General features: G+C 45.1%; 8 protein-coding genes. 1 reads left to right on the top strand and 7 read right to left on the bottom strand.

The window, feature by feature from the left end:
* Positions 1-48: 48 nt before the first annotated feature.
* From BMY16_RS07375 to BMY16_RS07345, 7 genes are all read right to left on the bottom strand, one after another.
* Positions 49-2,175: a S46 family peptidase gene (locus BMY16_RS07375; RefSeq protein ID WP_091841293.1), complete on the bottom strand. Its 2,127-nt coding sequence runs from the start codon at positions 2,173-2,175 to the stop codon at positions 49-51.
* Positions 2,176-2,190: 15 nt separating this feature from the next.
* Positions 2,191-3,636, bottom strand: a complete 1,446-nt coding sequence (locus BMY16_RS07370) for a polysaccharide biosynthesis C-terminal domain-containing protein (RefSeq protein ID WP_091841291.1) — start codon at positions 3,634-3,636, stop codon at positions 2,191-2,193.
* Between the two features lie 52 nt (positions 3,637-3,688).
* Positions 3,689-4,978, bottom strand: a complete 1,290-nt coding sequence (locus tag BMY16_RS07365; protein WP_091841289.1) for a nucleoside recognition domain-containing protein — start codon at positions 4,976-4,978, stop codon at positions 3,689-3,691.
* A gap of 148 nt (positions 4,979-5,126) precedes the next feature.
* Positions 5,127-7,454, bottom strand: a complete 2,328-nt coding sequence (locus tag BMY16_RS07360) for a hypothetical protein (RefSeq protein WP_091841288.1) — start codon at positions 7,452-7,454, stop codon at positions 5,127-5,129.
* Between the two features lie 697 nt (positions 7,455-8,151).
* The gene (locus tag BMY16_RS07355) at positions 8,152-9,480 is read right to left on the bottom strand and encodes a hypothetical protein (RefSeq protein ID WP_091841286.1); all 1,329 of its coding nucleotides are present in this window, start codon (positions 9,478-9,480) and stop codon (positions 8,152-8,154) included.
* Between the two features lie 321 nt (positions 9,481-9,801).
* Positions 9,802-11,805, bottom strand: coding sequence for a hypothetical protein (locus BMY16_RS07350; protein ID WP_091841285.1), 2,004 nt, complete (start codon positions 11,803-11,805; stop codon positions 9,802-9,804).
* Between the two features lie 431 nt (positions 11,806-12,236).
* Positions 12,237-14,435 carry a hypothetical protein gene (locus tag BMY16_RS07345; protein WP_139207162.1) on the bottom strand — a complete coding sequence of 733 codons (2,199 nt, stop codon included), beginning with the start codon at positions 14,433-14,435 and terminating at the stop codon, positions 12,237-12,239.
* A gap of 190 nt (positions 14,436-14,625) precedes the next feature.
* Between BMY16_RS07345 and BMY16_RS07340 the strand changes: the two genes are divergently transcribed.
* Complete coding sequence (locus BMY16_RS07340) at positions 14,626-15,954, top strand: LruC domain-containing protein (protein WP_091841282.1); 1,329 nt, start codon at positions 14,626-14,628, stop codon at positions 15,952-15,954.
* Positions 15,955-15,958: the final 4 nt, after the last annotated feature.

Genomic DNA, 15,958 nt, shown 5'->3' with positions numbered 1-15,958 from the left:
TCTTGAGCTCTTACCCTTTTACCCTTTTACTTTTTTACCTTTTTACCTTTACTTCGCGTTGATCTCTTTCAGCAGGCGGTCGGCCTTGCCCCATGACTCCATCATATAGAGCACATAGCGGATATCGACACCTATGCAACGTGCCAACTGCTTGTCGAAGAAGATGTCTGACGAGAGGCTATCCCAGTTGCCATCGAAGGCCAGACCTATCAGTTCACCCTTGCCGTTGAACATCGGTGAACCAGAGTTGCCGCCAGTGATATCATTGTTGGAGAGGAAGCAGAGGTGCATCTTGCCAGTGGTCTTATCGGTATACTTTCCGAAGTCCTTGACAGATAGCAGTTCCTTCATGATGGGCTCTGCCTCGTAGTCGATAATCTGGCTGGCCTTGTCCATCTTCTCCACGATGCTCTCGGCGGTGGTGTAGTAGCCTGAGGGCTGTCCTGCCAACAGGTATTCGCCCACCTGTCCGTAAGAGAGTCGCATGGTGAAGTTGGCATCGCTGTAGTTGGGCATATCTTCTTCCATACGCAGTTTGGCAGCACAGAGATAACGCTCTAAGACCTCGATGGAATCGTAGGTTTCCACAATGTCGGCCTGGATGTCGGCTAAGGTGCTCACCAGGCTCTCGCCATAGACCACACCAGGATCCTTGTGATAACCTTTCTTGTTCACATAGATCTTCTTGTCGCTCTTCATCAGCTTTGACTTCTTATAGATATGGTCGACAAACTTCTGGTAGTCGCCCTTGAAATCGTGGTCGATGACATTAAAGAAATCTGGCTGGTATTTGACCTCCACTTGCTCGCGGTAATGTTTCAGCAGGGCAGCGAGAATCTCGCGGTCAGTATCGTAATCCCATTCGTCGCTGTTGTTCTTGAACTCAATATAATGCGACTTAGGCTTACCGTCCTTACCGTTGATGATGGCACCATTCTGTACGCGGACAGCTCTGCGGGTCATCTCGTCGGTGTTTCTCCTACCAAAGGTCTCGCTATAGAATGTCAAGGCACGTACAGCCTTGAAACGCTTCTGGTAGAGTTGCTCCAATTTGGCAAAATCAAGTTTTCCCTTCAGGAAGCCTGTAGAGTCCTGCCACTGGCGGATCTTCTGCTCGAACTGGGCTTTCTGCTGAATCAGTCCGATGCTGTCGATACATTTGTTCATACCGATGGAGTTCTTCCAGTAGTTGGAGCTCTGGGCATACTTCGAATCGTACTTGATACGTACAGCCTCGTCGGCTCTCATGTGGCGGATCATGATATTCTGTTTTACCTCACGGGTCTTATAGCGTGGCTCGTTGTCTGCATCGCGACGCTCCTTGATACCATAGCTCGAGAGATAACGGCTGGTGCTTCCAGGGTAGCCGATGGTCATCGAGAACGATCCTGGCACATAGCCTTGCAGCGATACAGGTGCCCATTTCTTCGCTTTCATGGGTACATTATCCTTCGAATACTTGGCAGGACCGCCCGTCTTGGGGTCTACATAGATACGGAACACGGAGAAGTCACAGGTCTGGCGGGGCCACATCCAGTTATCGGTCTCACCACCAAACTTACCCATCGACTTGGGCAGGGCGAACACCAGGCGTACATCGTTATAGTCACGATAGGTGGTCAGGTAATACTGGTTTCCCTCATAGAAAGGCTTGATCTCCACACGGAGGGTAGAGTCCTGCTTTTCAATCTCCTTCAGCATCACATTCTCGATGGAATCGACGAAATGACTACGCTTGCCCTCTGCAATCTTGTCAAGTCCGAGGCTGTTGAGATAGGCTGTGATGTCCTTCTGCTCCACCATGAAACTGACGAAGAGGTTCTTGTTGGGCAGTTCTTCCTCATATGAGTTCGACACAAAGCCATTCAACATATAGTCGTGCTCCACAGTAGAGTGACTGCGGATAGCCTCAAAGCCACAATGATGATTAGTAAACACGAGTCCGTCAGGAGATACCACCACGCCAGAACAGTAGCCGCCAAAGTTGACGACGCAGTTCTTAATGGCATCATCGCCCTGATAGAGTGCTCCGTAAGGCAACTCGTAATTCTCCTGCTTCATCGTCTCATAGACGGCATTGGGCAGATTATACAGTGTCCACATACCCTCATCAGCCTTTATAGGTAAACAAGTAAAAAGGTAGAAGGGTAAAACCAATAGAAAAAACTTTTTCATATCTGTAGCTTTTGATTATTTTCTAAAATACTTTCCAATGACGGGGAGGCTGCTGAGTGGCAGGTCGCGCTTGATAATATAGGCCACAAAGATGGCAATGAGCAATGTGTTAAAGGCCAGCGAACCAATCATGGGCCAGTCCTTGCTTATCTGCATCAGACCAAAGAGACAGCCAGTGAATACCACATACAGGCAAAGATCCTTCAAAGGATAGGGGATAGGATTCATTTTCTGGCCTACGATATAGCTCAGCACCATTGCTGTGCCATAGCCAGCCACACCGCCCCATGCACAAGCCCAGTAGCTGAACCTTGGGATGAAGATGATGTTCACGGCGAAGAGCACGAAGCAGCCTGCCAGCGAGAACCACGCCCCATAGACAGTCTTGTCGATGAGCTTGTACCAGAACGAGAGGTTGAAGTAGATGCCCATCATGATCTCTGCTGCCATGACGATAGGCACCACGCCTAAACCCTCACGATAGTCGGCACCAATGATATACTGCAACAGTGGCATCCAGCCCATCACACAGAGGAAGGCCAGCAGCGTGAAGATCAGGAAGAATTTCATCGCTGTGGCGTAGTATTCCGTCTTGTCTGCATCCTTGTTCTTGGCAAACACGATGGGCTCATAGGCATAACGGAAGGCCTGGGTAATCATTGCCATGATCATCGCAATCTTCACACACGATCCATAGATGCCGAGCTGTATATTGGCCTGCGATTCGTAGGGATAGACCAACGGGAAGATAATCTTATCAGCCACCTGATTCAGGATGCCTGCAATACCCAAGATAAGGATGGGCCACGAATAGCTGACCATCCTCTTGAACAACCACCTGTTGAAAAAGAAATCAATACGGAACAGGTCTGGAAGGAAGAAGAAGGTGATAAAACCTGTGCAGAGCAGGTTGATGAAGAAGACATAGAAGACTGAAGTCTTGCCTAATACAACGAAATAGAGGAGATTCAGGCCAATGTTCAGGACGACGAACAGCATCTTCAGCGAGGCAAAGCGGACGGCCCGCTTCTGGAAACGCAGATAACTGAAAGGCAGGGCCTGCATGGCATCGAGTGCAACCACGATCGTCATCATCAAGATATACTCAGGGTGCTGGGCGTAGCCTATGGCCTCGCTGATAGGCGTGATGAAGGCGAAAATCAGCATTACGAACAGTCCTGTCAGAGCAGTAATGCCCACGATGGCTGTCGAGAAGACGGTATCGGGCTTGAACCGCTCGTCGTTGGCAAAGCGGAACAGTGTTGTCTCCATACCGAAGGTCAGTATCACCAGAATCAGTGCAGTATAGGCATACATGTTTGTGCTGATGCCATAGTCGCCCGAATCCTTGGGCATATAGTGCGTATAGAGCGGCACGAGCAGATAATTCAGAAACCTGCCAACGATGCTGCTCAGGCCGTAGATGGCCGTATCCTTTGCCAGTGATTTCAGATTTGCCATTATTTCAATTTTCAATTTTCAATCTTCAATCTCCAATCTTCAATTTTCAATCTCACCCAAAGAACAGGTAAGCTATTGCGATGGCGGCGATGATGCCAGCCAGATCAGCCAAAAGTCCGCAAGCCACAGCATGGCGTGTCTTTACAATGCCCACACTACCGAAGTAGACGGCAAGAATATAGAAGGTGGTATCCGTCGAGCCTTGGAAGATACAGCTCAGACGTCCAATAAACGAATCAGCACCATAGGTGGTCATTGCGTCGACCATCATGCCTCGTGCCCCACTGCCAGAGAGAGGCTTCATCAGGGCTGTGGGCAATGCTCCCACGAAATCGCTGTTGGCACCACAGGCCTCCACGCACCAACGGATGCCATCGATGAGCATATCCATCGCGCCAGAGGCACGGAACACGCCGATACCCACAAGGATGGCCACCAGATAGGGGATAATCCTGACGGCTGTCGTAAATCCCTCTTTAGCTCCCTCGATAAAGGCATCATACACGTTTACCTTCTTTCTCACACCAGCCAGGATGAAGGCGATGATAATCACCATCAGCATGATATTGGCTGTCGAGGTGCTCACCTTGTTCATCAATATCGAGTCCATCTGTCCGAAGCCCCAGATGACGGAAGCCACCACGAGGGCAGCTCCACCCAGGGTGAGCAGGATGGTGCGGTTCAGCAGGTTGATCTTCTGGTAGAAGCTCGTGATGACGATACCTGCCAGTGTCGAGAAGAACGTAGCCAGCAGGATGGGGATAAAGATATCCGTAGGCTGGGCAGCACCCATCTGGGCACGATACACCATGATTGAGATGGGTATCAGCGTCAGACCCGAGGTATTCAGCACGAGGAACATGATCATCGGATTCGTGGCTGTGACGCTCATCTCCTTCATCTGACTGTCACTGATCCTGCCTTGTTCTTTCTCCGTCTTCAATCTTCCGTCTTCAATCTCTTTCAGCTGTTCCATCGCCTTCAGTCCGAGGGGTGTGGCTGCATTATCCAGTCCCAGCATGTTGGCTGCGATGTTCATGAAGATGGAGCCCGTCACGGGATGGCCCTTGGGGATATCAGGAAACAACTTGGTGAAGATAGGACTCAGCAGTCGGGCCAGCACATTCACCACGCCGCCCTTCTCGCCAATCTTCATGATACCTAACCAGAGCGAAAGCACACCAGTCAGACCTAACGAAATCTCAAATGCCGTCTTCGACGAAGCAAACGTCGAATCCATCATAGCTGGGAACACCTCGAAGTCTCCCCAGAATACGAGTTTCACCAGTGCAATCACGAATGCAACGATGAAAAACGCAACCCAAATCCAATTTAGTACCATACTGACTGCAAAGGTACAACAAATACTTCAATTAAACAACAATACTCGACCGTTTTCTCGATTTTAAGAAAAAATAAGAGTGAGCACCTGCTCACGCAGATGCCCACCACTCGTATTTAAGTATTGTCTTATTGAAGTATTTTCTTTATTAATGACCTAAGTGCTCTTGTACCATCTCGTCTGTGATAGGGCCATTATAATTGTACCAGCAGCGCTCAGGATCCTCAGCACCACCTACGATACCTTCTGTATAAAGGGTAAATCCTCCATATTCATTGCCACGCATATCAGTAAGTGTATACTTTATGTTGATATGTTGACGTTCATCACACCAATTGTAATTATCTCTTACTGCAACTTTTGCAGTAGCCTTACCCTTTTCACACTCTAATGTAACCCAAGTCTTTTCGCCATTAACTAGTTTCTGTACTTGTACAGGAATTTTCTTAGCAACTTCTCTAATATTTGTCGAGCCAAAGATGTTGTCGATAATGTAATAGGGAGCGACACAATTAATATGGTCGTACTTTCCTGTAGAGTTAGTCGAGCCAGTACTTAACATTGTTCCTGTAGAAATGCCAAGATCAGGATTAAACTCCTTGAACTTTCCGTGAACCTCCTCACCAGCAACGGTCAGAGGCAGAGTACCACCTGCAGCAAGCAGCGTAATCTTAACCTTACTGTCGTTATCTAACAATTGTACATCAAAGACTGCATCGTTGAAGTCCCAGTCGGTGCTTTCTCTTACAGACAAGTCCTCACAGATCACACGGATAACGTCAGAAGAAGGATCTGGCTCAGGATCTCTGCCATAACCAGGATTACACTCTGTTCTAGGAATCTTAACGGGCTTCTCTGGATGACTGGAACTGAATTGTACGTTTGTACCCTCTGCAACATAGTTGTTATATTGAATTGGAGCGTCAATATATAACTTTCCGAAAAATGTTATACAACGTTCAGCGGCCTTAGCATTATTATCTTGTGTAAAGCTTTCTGCCTTAATGACAGCATAAGAACCGCTTTCGGGACCGTGAACACCATATGGTTTGTTAATATTTGTGGACTTGAACTCGCCAATCACTTCCAAATAGGATTTGTTTCCTAACCAAAGATCAGTATTTCCACCATATATAAAATCACCGCCACAATATACATAGGCACCTGATTCTCTTTCACCTTCACCACCACCTTCTATTGTAAAGAAAGAGTGGCCGTTTGCAGCCGCAGGGACACCTAGATGGAAATCGCCAGTTACAGTCATGTAACAGTTGTTGAAAACTTTCTCGCAGTTCTGGTCATCAAAGGTACCAGTGGTATAATGACCATCGTTAACCCAGTATGAATTCGTGTTATAGATGTATGAGCGACCAGAAATAGTTGCATAACCAACATTGTGGAACTTACCGCCCGCTTTCATATCAAGGTCACTAGATGAATTCAGGGTACCATTGTTGACGATTTCGTTAGAACCGTCTTTCATTTTAATGTCTCCTGTAATGGGCATATAACCATTATTGTAAAGGAGGTCATTGTTATTGGTTAATTCAAGCTTACCTCCAACACTAATTGTATCGCCCGCAGCATTGAAGATACTGGCCTCACCGTTATATGACCAAAGGTCTCCTGTAAGGTCGATTTTTCCTTCATTCCACAAAGTGGATTTCTGGACTCTGATGCTAGTTGAATTAATCGTACCTCCGTCATTCAACACCTGATAGCCATTGTCAATTTGAATGGATCCTCCGGTAATCTTACTTCCTGAACTTAGGTATAATTTATAGGGAGTCTCGCTAGAATTATTATTAAATGAGTATTCATCAGTAGATACTGTTTCCTCCTTATATTCCGGCCACCAAATAATATTTTTATATTCGTACGTTGGCAATATGAGTTCTGCGTTCGGTGCCAGATACACATTAACTTTCTCATTCAGTACTCCTCCTAACGTTAATTTCGTATCTCTAGTTACGACAATAGTATTACCACCAGCACTAAAACTGGGGGCAAATTTCATATTCTCCGTTACATAAAGAGTGATACCAGACTTATTCTGCAAATTATTAAAAGACGTATTATTGCTAATGGCATATGTCGTGTTAGCTTGTGGTTCAGTATTGGCTCCAGCTACTACAACAGTTACTCCAGCTGCTTCTGCTTCTGCCACGGTATTGTAGAAACTCGGCTTTTCTGGTTTGCTAAAATCAGGCATACCGTCATTTCCATCACGGAATGATGGCTTGGTTGGCTTGTCAGTTCTCGTCATAGCCCTTGTACTAGCAACAGTTGAAGAGCCGAAGCCCCACTCCTGATTGGGATCGGGCTGGCCAAAGGCAGTTACGAAAGCCTGCTCATAGGTTTTCATGACAGAATTCTGGGCGGCAGATCCCCCATCATTGTCAAAATCGTGTGTACAGCTGGTGAAAAGCCCGCAGAAAGCAAGGGCTGCTGCACTGGTCAATAAATACTTCTTCATACTCAAATACTTTTATTCAATTAGCTAATTTCTATTAAAAGATACTATTATTCGTGCAAAGATAAGAAAAATATCGATAACAAGCAACTCTTTTGCCTTATATTTAACAGAAATTCACGAATGAGGTTCTGATTATCTTCATTTCATGAAGAATTTCTATTTTTATGCTAACATCTAACCCAAATCTCTCAGAGTCCCTTTGCTTACTAGAGTTTGAGCAGGGTTGGGTGTTTGCAAACACTACACCAACACTACACCAACACCCCACCCAATGGGTAAGTGTATCCGCTGTAGCATCTATCCTAGCCTATTGGTCTGTTTCCATTTGTCGGTGGGGTGTTGGTGGGGTGTTGGTGGGGAGTTAGAACAACACCCCACCAACTGAATCCCCAGTGTATAAGGGTATTCCAAGAGATGTTGGTTAGGTGGTGGGTGTTTTATTGCAAAACTTTCTTTTTTTGCACTATCTAACCCCAAAGTCGTATTACGACATACTATCAGAAAGGGTAGTCCAAACCCGGAAATTCTCTAGAGAATCTTGGACTTTACCCGTCATAAAGTCAGGGTTTACTCCGACTAAAGTCCCACTTTACACGGCAGTCTCTCCGAGTCCCCTTAGTACAAAATGAAAAAGAGGCCGCTGCATCACGCAGAAGCCCCTTCTCTTAATTTAGTTATTTTAAGTATTTGATGTATTTTAATACCAATTTACAGTCGTGTCCTGAACGTAAGATGAGAAGTTTGGACATACCTTTGTAATATCAGCTCTCTCATCAAGCCAATCGAATGATGGATTAACAGCAATCTTTGCTGCAGGGCTTCCAACCTCGGCTTTCAGGGGGATAGTGGTTCCACCGTTGTTAATGGTAATAGCAATATCCCATGGAGCGATAATCCTATCAATAATCAGCGTTGCGTCACCGACCTCAACGCCTCCTGTAGCGCGGGTATTGATCATTGTGCCCTTTACGCCATCAGCAGGAAGAATAATGCCATCATTAGGATACTGATCCTGGAACAACTTGTGAACCTCATTTCCTTCAATATAGAGAGGAATGGTACCACCAGCTGCTTTGACTGTAATATAAGTTTTGGTTTGTCCCTTAACGTATGAAGCATCGAAGACAACATCGTTGAAGTCAAAGTCTGAACTATTTGAAGCCATCAAGTCCTCGCAGATGATACGGACAGTATACCTTTCTGGCTCAATAATAGTACCTACACCCGGAACAATCTTAATAATCCAGTCATTATAAATAAAGTCTCTCTTATCTTCCTCATTTGCGTTTGCAGGAGCCTGTCTCCAAGCTTCATGATCAAGACCGACATAATAATTTCCATTGATCTTTTCCATACGCCAATGTCCATAGATTCTTTGCCCACCACTCTGTGAAGTCTTAAAGCTCCAGTCAGATGTTGAAGAGTTAAACATTAACATACAGCCTTGCTCTGCATTACCACTATATTTTCCTGTATTGAAATTGTTAACTTCATCATCTGTATATGTATCACCTTGCTCCCATTTTTCAGGCCATGAGTTTGCGTTTACGTTAACCCAATTAGTTACACAAGCAAGTTGGTTCATTTTAGAACCGTTCGGTCCACAATAAACTTGCTGCACAAAAAAGTTCCTTAAATTTACTAAATCTTTATAGGATTCTTTTCCTTTCTGATTAAATACAGCCAACACAGCCTCTCTTTCTTCTGGAGTAATGTCTGCAGGCTTCGGGTAATTGAGATATCTGCCATCCCACTGATTAGTACCCCACTGATTTGAGTTAGTCTGAGAAGTACGGGTACCTGCTCCAAACGAAGCGGGCAATTTTCTAGAGGCAAAGCCCCAGTCCTGATTTGCTGCGGGCTGTCCAAATGCCTTGATAAAGGCATCGTCATACTTTTCTGTAACAGAAGCAATTTTCTGCTCCTCAACCTTACCTTCGTCATAAAGGTCTCCAGCCTTTGAACAGCTGGTGAGTGTGGCAGCGAATGCGACGGCTGCGACACCTGTCATCAAATACTTCTTCATAATTGATAAAATTTAAAATGTTTATAATTGTTGGTTAATATTTCGACTCTAATGGCATTTATTTCCCTGAATCGTTGGCAAAAGTACAAAAAAAGATAATGCCAAGCAATAGTTTGTGAGTTAAATTTAGTTAATCTGGGCAAAATCGTTCGAGGAATCAATTCCTTGGTCGAGCAAACTCCCGCTTTGCTACAACTTTGGGTCAGTTGCGGAATCGTTGTTAATAAGGGGCTTTCCCTATCCGTTTGGGGGGCAAAAAGTAAGGAGGGAACCTCTGCATGACGCAGAAGTCCCCCTCCATTTAGGTATTTGATGATGTTGTTATTTCCACCAGAAGTCATCCACGAACGTACCTTGTACATAGTTGGTGAATTTCTTGTTCTCGTTAGCAATATTCCTCCTCTCAATAACAGGTTTGAACGTATCGTCAACTAGGATCTTGCAAGCAGGCTCGCCTGTTTTAGCAGGGAGAGGCATCCACGTGTTGTCCTTCTTGACCTCAATGATGATGTTCTTAATCTGTTCGGGAGTGGTGTATTCGCCTTGTACAGTAAAGGTTGCTTCAGGTACAGTTGGTCCAGCTCCAGTGTTAAACATCTGATACTTACCATTTTCGCCTGGAGCGTCTTCTCCAAATACGCTGTGGACTTCTACGCCTTCAGCTTGATTTGCTCCTCTTACTCTCAGTGGAAGCGTACCACCTGCACAGATCAGCTTCAGTGTTGTCTTACCACCTTCGGCCTTCACAACATCGAACACTACATCATTGAAGTCGAAGTCACCAGCTTCTGAAGCTGACAGGTCCTCAGCAATCACGCGATAGAGCGGATTCCCGCCAATGAAGCCTGGGCTACATGGAGTCTCTGGAATGGTGATGCTGGGCTTGCCAGACTTGAAGCCTGAGGCATAGATGTTGTTTTCTATGGTGAAACCGTCTTTTACATAAATAAATGGTTTGGAACCATCATCTCCCTGTGCAAAATGAGTCTCTGCAGAAACGTACAAGTTGCCACCATAGGTTACAGCACCATGACTTCTCTGACTTAGAAGCGTTGGGTCTCTGACGATATCCCTGGCTTGGAATACGGCAGGGGCATCTGAAGAGACACCAAAGATTCCAAATCCTTCATCGTCGCCACGTCCAGACTCAAACTGAGCGGTTTCCTCAACGACAAATACGGCATTCGCACCCATATTGATTCTAAACGGACCCGAAATGGCACCTGTACTTGAATCCCTACCTCCATAGAAATTCTTAGTCAATACACCGCCGCCACCATCAATCTTAAATGCTCCAGTTTCTGATGAAATATTCATTTCAAAGTCGTGAGTCACCGTAAGCAAGCAATTATTAATCACGTTCTCGCTTCCACCGATATAAGCGTAATCATAAGTCGTCCAATGGCCATTGTTTACCCAGCCAGAGTTGTTGGAATTGATCTTAGTGGTGCCCGAAACAGTCCAAATATCATTGTTCTGCACAGCACCTGCATTAACTACAACAGTGGTAGAATTAATAGTGCCATCATTGACGATTCTGCTATCATTGCTTTCGGCCTTCACACTATCTGCTGTCAATGTACCTACATTATAGAGAAAACTGGTCGAGTTAACCTCAAATTTAGAACATGTAATTGTACCATGGTTATATACATGGATACCGGAATTCGCTACCAAACCTTTTTCGCCATTTGCTATCAGTTCTGCTCCTTGAGCGATGTATATATCAAATATGGCGGTTGAAGCAACAGTGTTATCGAATGTAACTGTTGCACCTTCTAATAATACCAAGTCTGTATTAATGTTTAGATCAAACGATACACCTCTGAAATCATACGTTCCTGCCTTGATGTAAAGTTTTGCATGCTGTTCTTCAGAGCCGCCAGAGATTTTAATAGGCTGGACTGCGTTGATATAGACCACTCCTCCATCATTTATTTCCTCTGGGGTCCACCATTGTGTACCTTTGCTTATCAAATAATCATTATACGAAGGTACATTCGTGAGATCTGGATTAAAATTGTTGGCGTTGCAGTCTGATGGGAAAGTAATGCTTGGCTGCATGTTACCTTTATACTGAGCATAAGTTCCCACAGCTCGGGTAAACGAACGCGTACTGGAACTCTTGCTGCTGAAACCCCAATCTACATTAGGACCTACCTTGCCGAATGCCTTTTCGAAGGCAGCGGCGTACTTCTCATTTACTGTCGCTTCCTTTTGCTGCTCGACCCTACTCTCGTCGTAAAGGTCTCCAGCCTTTGAACAACTGGTGAGTGTGACAGCGAAAGCGAGGGCTGCTACACCTATCATCAAATACTTCTTCATAATTGTAAAATTTTAAAGTTTAATCTTTGGTTAATATTTCCGTTAGAATGTTTCCTTTTTCGGGCTCTTTGCTGCAAATATACGAAAAATATAGATACGAAGGGGTATTTTCGTAGTTAAACAAAGTTAACGGCTAAAAATTTGTGTAGGGAATCCGTCTTTCTGTCGAGCGAAAACTCCCCTTCTCCTGCCTTCTCCCTGCCTTTCTCATGCTTTCTCCCTGCCAGTCCGCTACGGCATTACTCAACGTCCCCTTACGACTTTCGCTCACTTTGCTACGGTAATACTCAGAGTCCTCTTACGACTTTCGGACAGTCCGCTGCCACTATCTTTAGGGCTACAGACTTGGGGACATCAATATAAAAAAGGGCCTCTGCTCACGCAGAAGCCCCCTCACATAAATGTGCAAAATATTATTGTATTTGATTATTCTATCGTATTGTAATAGTTTTAAGGGTCAAATCACTACCCGAAACTTTAATTTTCTTTTGACTATTAATCTTGGCGGCCTGATCACTGGTCAAAGTGATGGAAATAGATTCACTTGTAACATTACCATCATAAATAGTTGCTCCATCATTCGTTTGGGCTTTGAAATATCCTGGATAATTTGTGAATATAAATGTCATTACTTGACCCTCTTTTACTCCACCCTCTGGAAGATTTAGTTTCTCAGAAGTAAAATAATTAACGATTTCACTTATTATTGGATAATATTTGAATGTTTTAGGACCTTCCCAAATAATAGTCTTGATGTCTGTCAGATAAGTATAGCCTTTCTTTTTGTCTTTGAAAGCAAGAGGTGAGCGGTTGCCCAAGTAGAGATAGAACTTGTCCACATTGTTCTCCCAGAAGTTTACTGTATGATCCTTAACATATTTTGGGAAATCGTGGTATGGGCCTTCATTTCCAAGACCAATATTTACACGCTCTTGAGCCCATGCTGTACCTATAGGCACCTGTAATACATGAGGAACAACAGGTGCACCAGCATCCTCTACGATAGGATCGCGATTAGCATCTACAACCAGTTTGCCTTCTGCATCCTTCTTGTAAGTATGGGTTTCTTTATTGTTCAGTCGGGCAGCCACCTTGACATCGCCTGTAATCCACTCTACGTCTATGGGAATATCGTTGAGAGAAATTTTATTCTTTAACTTAAGTTCGTCTGTGTAGTCGAACTCTTTATAAACATAATCCTTACCTGTTACCAAAGAGCCGAAGACATTGGAAGCTTCGCCAACAGTGTTAACAATAGTAGTAAGTCCTACTCCGAAGGCTTGGTGTACATCCCCAAACTTGCTGCCTGCAATCTTCATGGGGATAGTACCACCTGCTGCCAGCAAGGCGATTTCTACTCGATATTTTCTGCTAATTGTCGTGGTTGTTTCTTGGCCCCAGAAATTAGGCTCTACCAAAATGCTGTCATCTTTCCAAATGATGGCATCAAACACGGCATCGTTATAGTCGATATCAGCACGGGATGCATTATAGAGGTCCTCTACAAAGACACGGCCGATGGCAATTATTTCGTGGCGCTTGGCTGTATACTTTTTGCTGGTTGTGGTCTCCTCTTCTTCTTTATCTTGATCCTTACTGGTGTCCCTCTTTGTGCCAGGGATAATGCGGACAATCCAGTCAGAATAATAGTGGTCGCGAGCGCCAGCGATATACCATTTACCTTTCTGCCAGTTGTCGTCGTTCTGCTTGTTGGGAATCTGGAAGGCTCCAGCAGTGCCAGCGGGAACTTCAGTGACCAAATATGAATTACCCTGCATATTGTCTGTGAGACCATGACTGAGGTCTGCCTCATAGTCAAAGCCCACGAAATGCATGCCGGTTACATCACCAGTTGAAGGAACAGTGATATTGTTGTCTTTCGCCCACTGCATGATGGTGTTACCAGATACACGGGTAAACATATCATTATACTTATAGCTGCTCTGAAGAGAGTTGTTATAACCGAAATAAGCGGTGCTCGAACCCGTCATGAGCATAATCTTGTCAGTATGTGGGTTTAAATCTGGATTAGCACTAGATACGTTGGTGTTAGGTGAACACTGGGCATTGTTATAGTTGCTAATATGGTCGCCCATACCAGCGCTCAGCTGATCCATTTGGTTACTGCCATAGAAAGGGCTGTTGGGATCGCCATAGGCAGAATAGCATGTCTCTGTGGTCTTAGAATCTGGGTCTTTGTCTTTGGCATAAGTACCACCTTTATAGACATCCTGAACAAAGAAGTCGCTATAGTTGATGGGTTCATCAACTGGATCTCTAAACTGCTGGAAATACTTTCTGACAATAGCAATCTGTTCTGCATGCAGGGGATCGGGCACATTCCATCCTTCTTTTGCCCAATCGTTGGCATTGGGATATGCGCCTCGAGTTAAGGCGCGAGTACCACGAGTACCAGCGGTAGCTTCTGTCGTATTGTTGTCAACAACATAAGGTGTGAAACCCCAGTCGTGATTGGGGTCAATCGTGCCATACAAATCCTTGAAAACTTTCTCGAAAGACTGCGTCTTCTCTTCATAAAGTGAAGAGTACTCGATGTCATCATGAGTACAGCTGGTAAGATAGAACCCAGCTAAAAGAGCCATTGCTCCTGTAATCAAATACTTTTTCATTGCACAAAAAATACTTAATAGTGTTACGTAACTTATATATTTTGAATCGATTCGGCTGCAAATTTAAGCAAAAAATCCACAAGTTGTATCTATTTTGGTGTTAAAATCTGCAAAACACATCGTTTTATATACCTTGTATGCGATATTTTTTGTAATTTTGGCGCGAAATCTGCTTATAATATAATAAGGTATGAAAAAGATAGCATTGGTATTTGCCATATTCGTTGGCATCTGTGTCATAACGGGTGTCAGTTCATCATGTTCGAAGCATGCATTCAGTGAGAAGATGTATGACTCACTGATAGAGATAAAGTCGCCAGTAGATACGGTTGATCCTAACCACACGTGGGTACTGACGGAGAAGAAAACGCTGATTGTGAATATCAACGGTGGCGTGGGGGCCAAGATGTTCCAGGTGCTGACAGACGACCCGTCGGCTTCTTCGGATGCAAACATCATTGCCCAGAGAGCTGTAGAGGAGGGCGACCAGTTCTCAATGAACATTTCTTATCCTCGGCGCTTGAGTACGCTCTATGGTGCTCTCGTCGATGCCGAGGGGAACTATACGGTCATGAGCTTTAAGCCGTCGAGCTCGAACCGTGTGGATTTCTCTAAGCCCACCTATCAGTCGAGGTCACTGGACAAACAGCCTTCGCTGCTGTATTATGCCTACTGCTATGAGGGAGAGATGCCTGAGCCTGGCGATTACGACTATAACGAGGTGGTGATGCATCTGGCTTTAGAGCGCACTGGCGAAAAAGAGATGCGAATCCACGTGAAACTGGCTGCCGTGGGTTCCACTACCCCATTGGCTGGTCTCATCCGTCTGCCTGAATACACGATGGACGACATCGACTCCTTGTATGCTGTGGGTGGCAGTTCGTTTAATGTGAATATGGCTGGCGATGAAATCAAGCAGCAGAACAGCTATGTGGAGGACAAAGACCTGTTGGGTAAGCTCTTAGTGAGTGGTAAAAACGGTGAGCCCATCATCAACCTCTTTGCCGATGCCCACTGGGCCATTGGTGATGTCAAGAATAATGAATATGGTCAGTTCAACCGTAAGCAGTATAACGTGAATTATGGTACCACTTCTACGACGGCTGAGCTCTTGCCTCGCGAGATAGTCTACGTGCTGAAGGTTAAGGATCCGCTGAAGCTGAGCTACCTGACCCTTGAGGATATTGACCCCTTCGTCATGAAGCTCTATGGCAATGTGCGCAGGGAGATTCACACCTTCCCTTACCGTAAGGTGGATGCGCTTTATGAGAATAAGTATATTGATGTTCAGAACCTGCCTTGGGCACTGGTCATCCCGTCAGGTTCGTTCTGGCATCCACTGCATGGCCAGAATATCGGCTTCCGCATGCGAAAGGATTATAATGAGGGAGTAGAGATTCTCTTTGGCGCCTATTCCGAGAAGGGCCATGCCTTTGGTGAGTGGTCGGTAAATCGTAATAAGGCTACAGACTGGTATTTGAACGACTACGCCACAAGGAGCCAGGTCTATATCTGGTAAAGAG

This window comes from Prevotella sp. ne3005 (assembly GCF_900110085.1).
GTDB lineage: Bacteria > Bacteroidota > Bacteroidia > Bacteroidales > Bacteroidaceae > Prevotella.
Note: the sequence above shows the minus strand (reverse complement) of the source record. Positions and strands in the feature narration are given on the sequence as shown.